Here is a 13,493-nt window from a genome sequence, read left to right on the forward strand (position 1 = left end):
GAGCCCGCCGGCCCATCCCCACTGGAAGACGGCGACGACGATGCCGTAGGCGGCGCCGATGGTGAGGACGTTCATGAGGACGGCCTTGAGCGGCACCAGCAGTGACCGGAAGACGATCAGCAGCAGCACGAACGACAAGGCCAGCACGGCGCCGAAGAAGAGGAGCATCCTCTTGGCGAGGTAGTCGGTGATGTCGATGGCGATGGCGGCGCCTCCGGTGACCTCGACGTCGAGGCCGGTGCCGGCCGTCGCGGCGGGGATGACGTCGGCGCGGAGCCGGCGGACGAGTGCGGCGGTGGCTTCGTCCTGGGGAGCGGTGGTGGCGACGAGGCTCATGAGGTGGGCACCCGGCTGGGCCGGGTCGTTGGGGATCGGGGCGGTGACGGCGGCGACGCCGTCGGTGCGCACCAGGGCGGCGTGGAGGGCGGCGACCGAGTCGGCGGACTCGCCGACGACGGTGATGAGGAACGGGCCGTTGAACCCGTCGCCGAACCCCTCGGCAAGCAGGTCATAGGCCTGCCTGGTGTCGGTGCCCTCGGGGAAGTTCCCATCGTCGGCCCAGCCGAGGCGGAGGCTGGCGACCGGCGCAGCGAGGAGGACCAGCACGACGCTCGCGCCGACCAGCCAGCGGAGCGGGTTGTGCTGGATGGTGCGGCTCCACCGGTAGGCGAGCGTCGCATCCACTGGCTTCGCAACCCGTCGAGGGACGGCGCGCCGCAGCGGCCGGACGGCCAGGCTGGCGAGCAGGGTGAGGAGGGCGAAGGCGCCGCCGAAGGCGGTGAGCGGCGCGAACCCGATGCCGAGCCCGAGCAGGGCGACGGACGTGAAGCCGGCGGCGATCAGGCCGCGCCAGCGGGTGAGCTCGACCCGCTCACGGGCGAAGCCGAGCAGCGCCGGGAGCAGCGTGGTGGACGTGAACATGGTGGCGAGCACGGTGGCGGAGACACCGATGCCCATGCCGCCGACAGATCCGACGCCCACGAGGAGCAGGCCGAGCATCGAGATCATCACGGTGGTGCCGGCGAAGATCACGGCTCGCCCGGCGGACTCCATGGCGATCACGGTGGACGCACGGGCGGAGCGCCCGGCGTGGAGGCCTTCCCGGTAGCGGGAGACGATGAAGAGGGCGTAATCGATGCCGACGCCGAGCCCGATCATGATCCCGAGGACGGTGGCGTCGGTGGGGATGGTGAAGACGTTGCTGAGGAGCAGGGTCACGCCCATGCCGGCGGCGACGCCGCCGAGTGCGACGGCGATCGGGAGGCCCATGGCGAGCACCGACCCGAATGCCAAGATCAGGACGATCATGGCGAAGGCGAGGCCGAGGAGCTCGGTCTGCGGGGGCTCGATCACGGCCAGGTACTGGCCGCCCGCGAAGACCTGGAGGCCGTCGATCACAGGCGCGTGCTCGCTGATCGCCTTGCCCAGCAGGCCCGATTCGGCGTCGTCGACGTCGGAGGACAAGTTGACCTGGGCGTAGGCGACGCCGCCGGCCAGGGGCCCATCCCGGGCGATCTGGCTTTGGCCGCGCTCGGCGTAGGGCGAGACCACGGTCGCACCCGGGTGCTGCGGCTCACCGCCGCCGTCGGGGAACCCGGCGTCGACCGTTGCGAACAGTCCTTCCATGGCGGCCCGGACCTCGGGGTCGTCGATGCCTTGGGCTGCCCTGAACACGATCGTGCCCGTCTGCCCGCCGGTGCCGAGCTCGGGGAAGTGCTCAGCCAGCGCGGCGAACCCGGCGGCGCTGCCGGAGCCGGGCACCTGGGCGTTGCCGCTGAACTGCGAGCCGACCGTGCCAGCCGCGCCGAAGATGGCGACGAAGGCGACGAGCCAGAGCCCGAGGGCCTTGATCCGGTGATCGAAGCACCAGCCGGCGACCCGGCCGAGGAGCGACGTTGGGCGTGGGGTTGCTGCTGAGGTGGGCATGAGCCCATGGTCGTGATGTCCGGCGCTCGCCACATCGGGCGTCCAGCCATTCGAGACCCGCCGATCGGACGGTTGGCTTCTCGTACTTTCGGCCGATCCGCCGGCTGGCGGACTTCCTTAGAGTGGGGTCATGCTCCGGGACGCGGCTCGTTCGTTGTGGGCCGAGCCCCGCGTTCCCGATGCGCCCGGGCCGGTCTGGCGGGACTGGGCGCTCGTCTCGGCGCTGGTGCCCGTGGTGGTCCTCGAGGGAGTGTTCCGGGAGGACCTGGTGTGGCGGGCGCTCTCCATGACCGTCGCCCTGGCTCTGCTCCCGACGTTGCTGTGGCGAAGGACGCACCCGCTCCAGTCCGTCGCCGCCGCCTTCGGCCTCGTCGCGGTGGTGCAGGTCGCCTCGCTCATCCTCGGCGACGACTGGCGGGGCCTGGATGCCACCGTCTTCGTGATCTTGTTGGTGTACGCGCTGTTCCGCTGGGGCTCCGGTCGTGACGCCGTGATCGGGCTGGCGGTCGTGTCGATCCCGGTGCTGCTGCACGCCGTCGACGCCCAGATGCACTCGGGCGCCGACGAGGTCCCGCTGAGCGAGGTCGCTGAGGGTGCCTTGTTCGTGCTCCTGGTGGCGGCGGTCGGTGCCTCGGTCCGCTACGCGGACAAGGCCCGTCGCCGGGGGATGGATCAGGTGAAGCTCCTCGAGCGAGAGCAGCTGGCGCGCGAGCTCCACGACACCGTCGCCCACCACGTCTCGGCCATCGCCATCCGGGCCCAGGCCGGCCGTGTCATGGCCTCCACGGATCCGTCCGCCGCGGTGGAGGCACTCGCCGTCATCGAGCAGGAGGCCTCTCGGACGCTCGCGGAGATGCGCACGATGGTCGGCGCCCTCCGGCAGGGAGAGGAACCGGACCTCACACCGCAGCGCGGCGTCGCCCAGGTCGAGGACCTCTCCACCGGCCCCGGCGAACGGCCGCGGGTCGACGTCGAGCTCTCCGGAGATCTCGACGGGCTGCGACCTTCCGTCGATGCCGCCATCTTCCGCCTGGCCCAGGAGTCGATCACCAACGCCGTTCGCCACGCCCGCCACGCCACCCGCGTCCAGGTGGCGGTGCGGGGCGAGCCCGACTGTGTCCGCATGACGGTGCACGACGACGGCGATCCGGGACCGTTCGATCCCCGGACGGCGACCGGGTTCGGGCTGGTCGGGATGGCCGAACGGGCGAAGCTGCTCGGCGGCACCCTCGAAGCAGGCCCCACCCGGAACGGATGGACCGTCACGGCTGTCCTCCCGCGGGACGCCCGACCGTGAGCATCAGCGTCCTGCTCGCGGACGACCAGGAGATCATCCGGACCGGGCTCCGGATGATCCTGAACGCCCAGCCGGACATCGAGGTCGTCGGCGAAGCCGCCGACGGCGCCGAAGCCGTCACGCTGGCCAAGCAGCTGCGGCCGGACGTCTGCCTGTTCGACATCCGCATGCCCGGCCTCGACGGGATCGAAGCAACCCGCCAGCTCGCCGGGCCCGACGTCGCCGATCCGCAGGCCGTGGTCGTCATCACCACCTTCGATCTCGACGAGTACGTCCATGGCGCCCTCAAGGCCGGCGCGCGGGGGTTCCTGCTGAAGGACGCCGGTCCCGAGCTGCTCGTGCAGGCAATCAAGGCCGCCGCCAACGGCGATGCGCTCATCGCACCGAGCGTCACCGCCCGGTTGCTCGCCACGTTCGCCCACCGACGCGACGGCACGCCTCCGGCGCAGCCCGTCGCCCCACTGACCGACCGGGAGGAACAGGTGCTGGTGTCCGTCGCACGGGGCCGCACCAACGCCGAGATCGCCACCGAGCTCTTCATCAGCCTGAGCACGGTCAAGACCCATCTCGGCAGCTTGATGAACAAGCTCGGCGCCCGGAATCGGGTGGAGATCGCCATGTGGGCGCACGAAACCGGACGAATCGGCGCCTAGACGCGGACCATTCGGCAACGAGCGTGCACGGCGAGCCGGGCTGTCCAGGCCAGAGAGGCCATGGCAGCAGTCAACACCCCGGCTCCGGACGTCGGTGCGTCCCGGTACGCGCGTCGACGGGTTGACACGAACGGCTCGGCGCGACATTGGGCGGACCGTCTCGCCTGGCTGGACCGGGCGCACCACGTCCGATCGCTGCGACCGCGTGACGGGGCGCTACCCACGCTGCCAAACCTGGGCTAATTGACCCGCTCTACGCACGGCCATCACCGGCCTGCCGACCACCGATACACGAGGTTGGTGGAGATCCCGATTCAACGCGGCCGGAAGGGGCTCCGAATGCGCGCTCCATAACGCGTGATGCCGCCCTCTCGCCACGTGTCCGCTAACGGCGCTTCGCGAGGGGGGCGAAGGCGTCAGGACGTGGCGCTGAGCCATGCCCGGAGCGCGGCAGCAACCGCCCCGGGGCGCTCCAGCCATGGGACGTGGCCGGCGCGGTCGATGACCGTGACCTCTGCGTCTGGAAGCGCGGTGGCGAGATGATCGATCGCGTACGGCGCTCGCGGGTCCTGTGCACCATGGACGAGAAGCGCTGGGATGTCGAGTGACTCGCACTGTGTGCGGATCGCATCGAAGTCCCAGGTCTTGCACTCGGCGTTGATGGCCGCGTTGCACGCGAGGTTCACCGCCCAGGGAGCGCTGGCGTCGATTGATGCGAGCTCGATCGCGCGACTCCGGTCGGCGAAATCTGGAGCCCACCGCAGCGTGCGCCACTCGATCTCCTCGTCCCGAGTGCGGTTCGCCATCGAGTCGAGCACTTCGCACCGAGCGAGCTGCGCTGGCGTCGATCGCTCGGCGAGTGCCGCCTTGTACGCCGCGTGCCACGTTCGGCCGAGTCCGGTGCCCGACAGGTAGAGCAAGCCGGCGGCGACCGCCGGATTCGAGAGGACAGCGCGAAGCGCAAGGGACGCACCCCAGGAGTGTCCGCCGACGATCCAGCGTCCGATGCCCAGATGTCGGCGGATGGCGTCGAGGTCCGCGAGCGACTGGCTGAGCGAGAACGGCCCGTCGGCTCCCGCGGAGCGTCCACAGCCGCGCTGGTCCCAGCGAATGACACGACGGTCCTGATCCAGCAGCGCCGCAAGTACACCAGGTTGTCCCACAGCCCGGGCCCACCGTGGCACAGCACCACCGGGACCCGGTCATCCGAGCCGGTGACCTCAACCCACAGCTCGACGCCGTCGTCCGCCTCGACCATCCCCACCTCCAAGAGACTGACACGGGCGACGCCATTCGGCCGGGAAGTCCTCCTCGTCGCAAGTACCGGACGCGCGTTCCCGAACGCGTTGGTCCGGCGCCGGCACTCGGCGCCGAACGGCGCGTCGCGAGCGATGGCGACCGGCGGCGCCGAAGGACCGCAAGCCGACGCGCAGACGATGATGTTGAAGTGAAGGTCGATTCGACGGCGGGTGTGTGGCACGTGCGGAGGCGATGGGCACCTCGGCACCTCGGCTCTCAAACGATCTGGGCTCGATTCGTCGACCGGACTCGGAAGGTGCGTAGACGGACCGCGGACGCGGCGGACGTTCCGGACCCGGGCTGTGCACCAGACATCGCGGAGGGGATCGCGGTGTTCATCGTTCTCATCGTGGTGGTTCTGTTCCTGATCTTCATCGGGATCCCGTTCTTGATCGCGTTGGGAGAGCTGTTGTTGATCGTTCTCCTTGCTCTGTCGGGGATCGTCGGCCGGGTCCTGTTCCGCCGGCCATGGACCGTCGATGCCGTTGATCCGGACGGCGGGCACCGCGCCTGGGATGTCGTCGGCTGGAGGTCGAGCGGTGCCGCGCGGCAGTTCGTCGCAGACCGGATCGCGGCGACAGGAACGACGCCGTCCGGCGCGGAGGTGTCCGCCGCGGTCCTCGCGTCGCGGTGAGCCTCTACTGAGTACGTCCCCTCGCTGACGCCGCGCCTTCTTGGCTGCGAACTGCGACCGATCGAGAACGCGGTGGTCCTCGCTCGCCCAGAACGCGCGCTCCAGATTCCCCACCCGGAGTTGACGCGCCGCGAGCCGAACGGCGCGTCTGGAGCGCGTCCCGGAGCCGGCGTTCAGCGAGGCGTTCGCCACGGCCGGTGGCCGTCAAGTCAGGATGGCCGTCGTGAGCGTGACGACGAGCGGCCTGGTGATGAGGCCGCCGAAATGCTCCCGGATGAAGGCCTCCATGTCGTTGAGGAGGCCCGTTTGGTCGGACTCGTTCATCATCTCCGTACCTGAGTACGAGAGCATCAGTTGCCGATACTCCGACGCGGTGTACGTCTGGTTCCAGTCGCACCGGCGGACGGCGACGGAGTCGAAGCGACCATCCGCCTCAAGCACTTGGCGTATCTCCGGGTCGACAGCATCACGTGTCGGGGCCGGCGGCCCGGTGTGGCCCTGTCCGTATCGCTCGTAGATCGGCTGGTTGGCGGCGAAAAAGCCGGCGTCGTCGGGCGAGTCGACTTGGATCACGTCGACGATCGCCACGACGCCACCAGGTCGGAGGATCCTGCCGGGCCGATCAGCCTGCGCTTGTCGAGAGATCCAGTGGTACGCGGTGGCCGAGAAGACCGCGTCAGCTGAGGCGGGCGTGATGTTCACCACCTCGAAGTCGCCGATGGTGACGTCAAGCCGATCGGAGGGGAGGTTCGACCGCAACTTCGCCGCCATCACCGGGCCGATCTCGATGGCGTGAACTGATGCCCCTCGGGCAAGGAGGTCCTTCGTTGCCTGGCCCGTTCCCGGACCGACCTCGACGATCGCCGGCCTGGGCGGCAGCATCTCGAAGAGCGTGTCGAACATGGCAGCGGGATATGAGGGGCGGACCCGGTCGTAGATCTCCGCTGCTTCGTTGAACGAGAGCCTGATGTCGCCCGGTCGCCCCACGACCACATCCTGCCTCGCACCGAGACCCCGCCCCGTAGGTGCCGGTCACGACGCTACATATCGGCCGTTCGATAACGCGGCGGTGGCCGCGCGTGCAGCCGTACCGAACGGCGCGTAGCGCGCTGCGTCGGGGCGGTCATTGGAGACGGGTGCTGGCTCGCCTCAAGAAGGGATCCTCGGGATGGATCGCCAGGAGGTCGGCCACCTCCGCCTCATCGACGGGTAGTGCGCCCGCCAGCATCTGGCGCATGCGGCAATGCGCTCGGTGGAGCAAGAGCAGCCGGCTGAGCTCCTCAACGGGATCGCGGTGGTCGTCGACCCGCAGGTCGACATGGGGTTCGTCAGCGTCACCCCGCAGCGGCCCTCGGCCGGTGACGAGGACGGCTGCTGACTGTCTCCCGCGCGCGTCGCCACCGGACGCGGCGAGGGCGGCCACGAGGCGTTCGGCGAGAGGTTTCTTCGTCGCCTGGAAGGCGTCGAGCATCCGCTGGGCGGCATCGGGCAGCCGAGCCGTGTTGGCCTGCGCAGTGGCGCCGTCACCACTCCGGTGACCTGCATGACCGTCACAGGCCTGCCCGGTGTAGACGGCCGACACACCGGAGTCGTTGATCGCTGCGATCTGGACGTCGTCCCGGTGGTACGGAGCGATCGCGGCTTCAGGGGTCTCGCCGCACGCGAGCGTGTCGAGGATGTCGTCACCCCATGTGATCTCCGAGTGCGCCTGAGTGGCGATGGCACCGATGCCCGGGCGAACGTGCAGAACTCGACGGCCGGCGGCGAGGACGCAACTCGTGACAGCAGCCCCCAGCAGATCACCGAGCTTGTCGTGGGCGATGATCGACAACGTCATCTCCCAAGATACGACGGGGCGCATGCATATCGGCCGCTCCGAACGCCATCGCACCGGCGTCGGCGGGGTGCAGATTGGCGTGGCCGGCCCGGCGGTAGGCGAGGCGGCGGACCCGGACCTCGCCGACGACCGTGGCCAGCCCCCGCTCATGTCCCGCCTCCACCCGGGTGTGGGCATCCCCGTCGGCGTCGACGACGTCGCACCGGCGCTCTCGGGAGGACCGCAGGTCGGTGTGGTCCTGGAGGAGATGGCGCAGCAGGTCCCGGCCGTCGTTGCTCAGCCGGTGCGCCAGCTCGGCGTGCTCCAACCCGTCGGCCCCGGCCCCGCCCAGCCAGGCCGTCAGGGCCTCGAAGGTGGCCTGGTTCCGTTCTTCTCGACGGACTTCACCGGATCCAAGTGAGTCCCCTGACTCTCCGGGCCTTGGGTCCGCCCCATCAGCCCGGCGACCGCAACGGCGTGCGGGCCGCCGCAGACCTCGCTCGGTCCTCGTCTCATCGGGCACGGAGCGCTTCACGAGCTCACGGGTCCGCCATCAAGGCGCCTCAGGGGCCGCGGCTGAACTTCTCGCAGCCGTGATCGGGGCCCAAAGTGCCGGTCTTGCCGCTGCCCACGCAGTGGTCGGGGGCTCCAGACCCGCCCGAGAGGACGTCGGCGCCGCCTCCGCCGACCACATGGTCGGATCCGTCGTCCCCGGAGAGGGTGTCGTCGCCCGAGCCGCCGCGCAGCTTGTCGTCGCCAGAGCCGCCGTAGACCTGGTCATCGCCGCTGCCGGCGTCGATCGTGTCATCGCCGGCATCGCCGCAGAGGACGTCGTCGCCGCCGAGGCCGCTGATGCGGTCGTCGCCGCCGAGCCCGGAGATGACATCGTCCCCCTCGGTGCCCACCAGCTCGTCGCCCTCCTCGGTGCCCACGATGGTGGCCGCCCTCCCCCCGCAGCCGGCGCCCACGGTGATGGTGAACGTCCTGGTGGCGGTGGCCATGGAGCTCGTGTCGCCCGGGGTGCACGGGAGGCTGCCGGTGACAGGGCCAACGCAGTCAGGCGGGGACAGCCGGTTGCTGACCGCCTGCACCTGGAAGGTGTAGGCGCCCGGTTCGGTCGGCGTCCCCGAGAGGAGGCCAGTCGGGCTGAGCGTCACACCGGGAGGCAGCTCCCCGGACACCAACGAGTAGGTCGGCGCCGGAGAGAGATGGGTGACCATCGTGAGCTGGAAGCTGTAGGGGCTGGTGGCGATCGCCGGCGGCGGCGGGGTGTTGCTCATGCTCGGCTGGGCCCGGCCCGCCTGGTTGTTCCCCCAGCAGACCGCCGGGGGACCGCTGGTGGGCATGGCGCAGCTGTGGAACGTGCCGGCGCTGACGTGGGTGTACGTACCTGCGGGCGCGGTCGTCTGGCCCTCGGCGTTGCGACCCCAGCAGGTGATGGTCCCGTCCGGGCGAAGCCCGCAGACGTGGGCGAAGCCGACGCTCAGCTCGGTGAACGTCCCACCGGGGTAGGTCTGCTGGCCGCCCTGGTTCCTTCCCCAGCAGACCGGTGTGCCGTCGGTGCGGAGCGCGCAGGAGGTGAAGTTCCCCACGTTGACGTAGCTGTACGTTCCGGGCGGCACGTTGGTCTGCCCGTCGGCGTTGTGCCCCCAGCACACGATGGTGCCGTCGGCGCGGAGGGCGCAGGCGTGGCGGATGCCCACGCTGACCTGGGTGAACTGGCCGGTGGGCACGTCGCGCACGACCCGCTGGAGGGGGTCGGCCCCGGGAGCGGCCGGGTCGTCCCCGCCCCAGCAGACGACCGTGCCGTCGTTGCGCAGGGCGCAGATGTAGTTGAGGCCAGGCACCACGTGGGTGAACGTTCCCGCCGGCTCCTGGAGCTTGTTGAACCGGTCGTTGCCCCAGCAGACGATCGTTCGATCGGTGGTGATCCCGCATGCGGTGGCGTAGCCGGCGTTCACCTCGAGGAACCTCACGCCGGCCGGCGGCGTCGCCGCCCCTCCGGGGCCCACGTTCAGCACGTCGTTCGCTGGGACGGCGTTCTCGCCCCAGCACGCCGCGGTCCCATCGGCCTGCACCGCGCAGGTCATGTAGCCGCCTGCGCTGACCGAGGGCAGAGGGGGCGGATCCGAGGAACCGAACGCGCCGGCCGGTGGAGTGACGGCTGCCAGCCACGCCAGCAACGGCACGGCCACGGAAACCACGATGCGTGGTCGAATCTTCACAGGAACCCCTCGGTTTCCGTTGGGACTGCCACCCGGCCACGCAATGCAGTCGGACGGCCTTTTCATAGCACTCCGAACCTACGCGCAGCAATAGGCCCAAGCACGACCGCCGAACGGCCTGAGGCGCGGGAGCGGTCGAACGGTGGGTCTGCATGCGGGAGTTGCCCGTGATCGCTGAACTCGTGAACTCGGCGGTCGGCCGTCAGGACACCGGCTCCAACCGGCACGGAAGGGCCCCACGGGGCCGCAGAGCCAGGTCGACCTCCACGTCGGGGGTCTCGAGAAGTGACGCCAGGCGGTACCGCTCCACGAGGGCGGCCACGGCGGCCGTCAACTCCGCCATGGCCAGGTGCTCGCCGATGCACTTCCTCGGCCCTCCGCCGAACGGGAACTGCCGGTAGCCGGTTGACGTCCGAGTGGCGTCGCCCCTTGCCGCTGCGATCTCCTGGCGCTCCGGCGAAAAGGCGAAGGGTTCCGACCAGACCGTGGGCCGGTGGTGGACACCCCAGATGCTCACCGCCACGATGCGACCTTTCTGCACTGGGTAACCCAGCAGCTCGGTGTCGGCGTCGGCGCGGCGGACGACGGTGTGGGCGGGTGGGTACAGGCGCATGGCCTCGTTTACGACCCGGACCGTGTACGGCAGCTGCTCCGGGTCACGAATGCGAGGCGCCCCGTTTCCGGGTGACTGGGCGGCCTCGGCTACTTCGGCGCGAACCCGTTCCTGAACGTCCTCGTGGCGACCCAGGAGCTGCAGCGTGAAGGCGAGGGCGCTGCCGGTGGTCTCGTGGCCGGCGATCAGGAAGATGATGACTTCGTCGCGCACATCCGCATCGCTCAGCGCCTCGCCCGTGTGCGGGTCGCGGGCGTTGAGCAGCCGGCTCAGCAGGTCCGTCCCCTCTGCCCCGGTCGCCCTGCGCTCGGCGATGAGGGCGTCGGCCAGGTCCCACACCACCTTGCGGATGCGCTCCCCACGGCGGTTGGCCGGCGAAGGGAACCAGTGCGGAGTCCGCACCGGGGTGAGGGCGCGGTGCTTGAGGTGGTCGCCGAGGGGCGGTAGGACCTCGCGCAGCGTCGGTGCCACCTGGACGATGTCCTTGCCGAACACGCTGCGACCCAGGGCGGAGAGCGCATACCGCATCGACAGGGCGTGGAGGTCGACGGCAGCGCCGGCGGCGGCATCTGCCTCGCACCACGACAGGAGGTCACCGGTGGCGGCGGCGATGGCCTCCAGATGGGACGTGACCGCTCGCCGGGTGAACAGCGGCTGGGCGATGCGCCGGTGACTCAACCAGCGCTCACCCCGGCTCACGAGGAGCCCGTCGCCCAGGAAGTGGCGAAACTCGCCGATGACGGGCGCGTCCTTGAGGTAGTGACCGGCGTCGCCCGCCAACACCCGGTGGGCGCCCTCGGGCGAGAACACGGCGTCGAACTCGAAACCCACACGGGGCGGGCCCACGCGGAAGCGGGCGATGTCGCCGTGCGCGGCCATGGCCTCTGCGTAGGTGCCGAGCTGGTCGCGTTGCAGCCGCCGGGTACAGCCCAACAGCAGCGAGCCGCGGACCGAAGGCGGCGTGAGTGCCACGCAACCAGTGTCTCATCCCGGTGGCGCCCGGTGGCGTCCCACAGGAGACGCCCACGCTGGGGTGACGCCGCCGACGGTCGGCGCGGACGAGGACGCTCCGATCAGCCGCCCGGAGGACCGCTTCATCGCCGTGACGGCCGGGTGCGCCCTTCGTCGTCCTCCGAACTCAGTCCGGGCAGGGACGCGGCGTCACGTGGTGAGTACCTTGTCTGCCGCCAAGGCGTGCTCGAGGAACTCGTCGGGGTTCGTGAACCGGGCGTTCTTGCCGTTGAGATCTGCTTCCACCACCCCACGGGCGGTGCTGCAGCCGCCTCAGATGTAGAAGGTGCCGCCCTTGCCGACGACGTCGCGGATCAACTCGCCGACGTTGGGCCATCCGACCGGATTGGTGGCGTCGGCTACCGCCGTCTTCATCAGGTAGACGGCCTCGCCGACGAGGAAGACCTCGGTGTCGTGGCCGGCGTTCACCGCCGCTCGGGCGTTCAACAGCGGCAGGGCCGCTCGGGTGGGATCGTCGGAGCCGGCGGTGCCAACGAGCATCAATCGCGCCATTCTCGGTACCTCCCTCTCGTTCCCGGTGGCAGCCGCGTCGCCGCCACGGCGACCAGGGTACGCACCTGCGAAGCGCCGGCACCCGACTTCGCCGACTCGCCGACTTCGCCGCCCTGTTCAGCCAGCGACTGGCCAACGGTGAGGAGCGACGGTGCAACCTCACGTGCCCTTGTAGTTGAGGACCTGACGCAGCGTGTGGCGGACCTCCACCAGGTCGGCCTGGTCGGCCATCACCTGGTCGATGTCCTTGTAGGACGAGGGGATCTCGTCCACCAGCGACTCGGCCCGGCCCGCCAGCCACACCTTGCCCTTCATCTGTTCGGCCAGGTCGGCCTTGGTGAACAGCTTCTTGGCCTGCGTGCGGCTGTGGCGGCGGCCGGCGCCGTGCGAGCACGACGTCCAGCTGGCCTGGTTGCCCTTGCCGGCCACGATGTAGCTGCGGGTGCCCATGGAGCCCGGGATGACGCCGAGGTCGCCGACGTCGGCCTTGATGGCGCCCTTCCGGGTGATCCACAGCTCCTGGCCGTTGTGGACCTCGCGGGCGGTGAAGTTGTGGTGGCAGTTGATACGCCGGGTCTCGGTGCCGAAGCCGAAGAAGCCGAAAACCTCGGCCATGGCGTTGTCCATCATCTGGGCCCGGTTGGCCGCCGCGTAGTCCTGGGCCCACAGCATGTCGGCGACGTAGGCGCCGAACTCGGGCGTGCCCTCGGCGAACCAGGCCAGGTCGGGGTCCTCCAGGCGCAGCTGGAGGTCCTTGGCCAGGCGCCGCGCCTTGGCGATGTGCATCTGGGCCAGCTGGTTCCCGACGCCCCTGCTCCCCGAGTGGAGGACGACCCACACCCGTCCCCGCTCGTCGACGCACAGCTCGAAGAAGTGATTTCCCGAGCCCAGGGTGCCGAACTGCCTGGCCGCCTTCACCGAGCGATCGGTGCCCAGCTCGGTGGCCGGGCGGTGGGCCGACAGCCAGGCGTCGGCCTTGCGGCCGACGTCGCCGTGGCCCTTGCCCACGCCGGCGGGGATGGCTCGCTCGATGTGCCCCAGCAGGGGCTCCAGGTCGTCGGGAAGGCGGTCCTCGGTGACGTCGAGCTCGGCGGCGATCATGCCGCAGCCGATGTCGACGCCCACAGCCGAGGGGATCACCGCGTTGCGGGTGGGGATCACCGAGCCGACGGTCGCGCCGATGCCGACATGCGCGTCGGGCATGAGGGCGACGTGGCCCTCCACGACGGGCAGCCGGGCCGTCTTCTCGGCCTGGCGGACGGTGCCGGGGTCGATGTCGCTGGCCCAGGAGATGAGCCTGTCGTTGATCCTGGTGGGCATGTCACCCCCTCCTCTTGTCATTGTTGTCGCGCGGTGTGGTCGGCGGGTGTCGGACTTCCATATGAGAGAACTCTCATGTCCGTCTCATCCAGCGCTCGGCCGTCGGGCTCAGAGTGGGCCGGATGTGGGCGTCGCGGGCGGCGGTGTTCGGTGCCATCGGCCTCCTTGCGTTCGTCGTCGGCTACA

12 protein-coding genes are annotated in these 13,493 nt (G+C 70.2%); 4 read left to right on the forward strand and 8 right to left on the reverse strand.

Features of this window, described 5'->3' with window-relative positions:
- The coding region (locus VM242_14540) for an MMPL family transporter (protein HVM06382.1) at positions 1–1,926 on the reverse strand (1,926 nt) is incomplete at its 3' end.
- Between the two features lie 130 nt (positions 1,927–2,056).
- Between VM242_14540 and VM242_14545 the strand changes: the two genes are divergently transcribed.
- Together VM242_14545 and VM242_14550 are read left to right on the forward strand one after the other, a co-directional pair.
- Complete coding sequence (locus tag VM242_14545; protein ID HVM06383.1) at positions 2,057–3,223, forward strand: histidine kinase; 1,167 nt, start codon at positions 2,057–2,059, stop codon at positions 3,221–3,223.
- Positions 3,220–3,876, forward strand: a complete 657-nt coding sequence (locus VM242_14550) for a response regulator transcription factor (protein ID HVM06384.1) — start codon at positions 3,220–3,222, stop codon at positions 3,874–3,876. The genes VM242_14545 and VM242_14550 overlap by 4 nt, the downstream gene beginning before the upstream one ends.
- Before the next feature lie 416 nt (positions 3,877–4,292).
- Here the strand turns inward: VM242_14550 and VM242_14555 are convergent, their stop codons facing one another.
- Positions 4,293–5,039 (reverse strand): alpha/beta hydrolase, encoded by a 747-nt coding sequence (locus tag VM242_14555; GenBank protein HVM06385.1) that lies wholly within the window; start codon positions 5,037–5,039, stop codon positions 4,293–4,295.
- A 467-nt stretch (positions 5,040–5,506) separates the two neighbouring features.
- Between VM242_14555 and VM242_14560 the strand changes: the two genes are divergently transcribed.
- A complete protein-coding gene (locus VM242_14560) occupies positions 5,507–5,809 on the forward strand; it encodes a hypothetical protein (protein ID HVM06386.1) in 303 nt (100 codons plus the stop codon).
- 204 nt (positions 5,810–6,013) lie between these two features.
- Here the strand turns inward: VM242_14560 and VM242_14565 are convergent, their stop codons facing one another.
- On the reverse strand, positions 6,014–6,712 hold the full coding sequence (locus tag VM242_14565; protein ID HVM06387.1) for a class I SAM-dependent methyltransferase: 699 nt from the start codon (positions 6,710–6,712) through the stop codon (positions 6,014–6,016).
- Positions 6,713–6,932: 220 nt separating this feature from the next.
- Entirely contained in the window at positions 6,933–7,646 is a 714-nt protein-coding gene (locus VM242_14570) for a DUF1028 domain-containing protein (GenBank protein ID HVM06388.1), read from the reverse strand.
- Here VM242_14570 and VM242_14575 point away from each other — a divergent pair.
- A complete protein-coding gene (locus VM242_14575) occupies positions 7,630–8,046 on the forward strand; it encodes a hypothetical protein (protein HVM06389.1) in 417 nt (138 codons plus the stop codon). The genes VM242_14570 and VM242_14575 overlap by 17 nt on opposite strands.
- A 142-nt stretch (positions 8,047–8,188) precedes the next feature.
- Here VM242_14575 and VM242_14580 read toward each other — a convergent pair whose 3' ends face one another.
- The 4 genes from VM242_14580 to VM242_14595 all read right to left on the reverse strand — a co-directional run bounded on the left by VM242_14580 (position 8,189) and on the right by VM242_14595 (position 13,307).
- Positions 8,189–9,820: a hypothetical protein gene (locus VM242_14580; GenBank protein HVM06390.1), complete on the reverse strand. Its 1,632-nt coding sequence runs from the start codon at positions 9,818–9,820 to the stop codon at positions 8,189–8,191.
- A 232-nt stretch (positions 9,821–10,052) separates the two neighbouring features.
- The gene (locus VM242_14585) at positions 10,053–11,435 is read right to left on the reverse strand and encodes a cytochrome P450 (protein ID HVM06391.1); all 1,383 of its coding nucleotides are present in this window, start codon (positions 11,433–11,435) and stop codon (positions 10,053–10,055) included.
- Positions 11,436–11,747: 312 nt separating this feature from the next.
- The gene (locus VM242_14590) at positions 11,748–11,975 is read right to left on the reverse strand and encodes a DsrE family protein (GenBank protein ID HVM06392.1); all 228 of its coding nucleotides are present in this window, start codon (positions 11,973–11,975) and stop codon (positions 11,748–11,750) included.
- Positions 11,976–12,146: 171 nt separating this feature from the next.
- The gene (locus VM242_14595; GenBank protein HVM06393.1) at positions 12,147–13,307 is read right to left on the reverse strand and encodes an RtcB family protein; all 1,161 of its coding nucleotides are present in this window, start codon (positions 13,305–13,307) and stop codon (positions 12,147–12,149) included.
- Positions 13,308–13,493 lie beyond the last annotated feature (186 nt).

This window comes from Acidimicrobiales bacterium, from assembly GCA_035540975.1.
Classification (GTDB): Bacteria; Actinomycetota; Acidimicrobiia; order Acidimicrobiales.

Bases quoted from the DNA above. Each gene is read 5' to 3' on its own strand.
- VM242_14545 (HVM06383.1), top strand. From the start codon at position 2,057: ATGCTCCGGGACGCGGCTCGTTCGTTGTGGGCCGAGCCCCGCGTTCCC.
- VM242_14565 (HVM06387.1), bottom strand. From the start codon at position 6,712: ATGTTCGACACGCTCTTCGAGATGCTGCCGCCCAGGCCGGCGATCGTC.
- VM242_14575 (HVM06389.1), top strand. From the start codon at position 7,630: ATGATCGACAACGTCATCTCCCAAGATACGACGGGGCGCATGCATATC.
- VM242_14570 (HVM06388.1), bottom strand. From the start codon at position 7,646: ATGACGTTGTCGATCATCGCCCACGACAAGCTCGGTGATCTGCTGGGG.
- VM242_14590 (HVM06392.1), bottom strand. From the start codon at position 11,975: ATGCTCGTTGGCACCGCCGGCTCCGACGATCCCACCCGAGCGGCCCTG.
- VM242_14595 (HVM06393.1), bottom strand. From the start codon at position 13,307: ATGCCCACCAGGATCAACGACAGGCTCATCTCCTGGGCCAGCGACATC.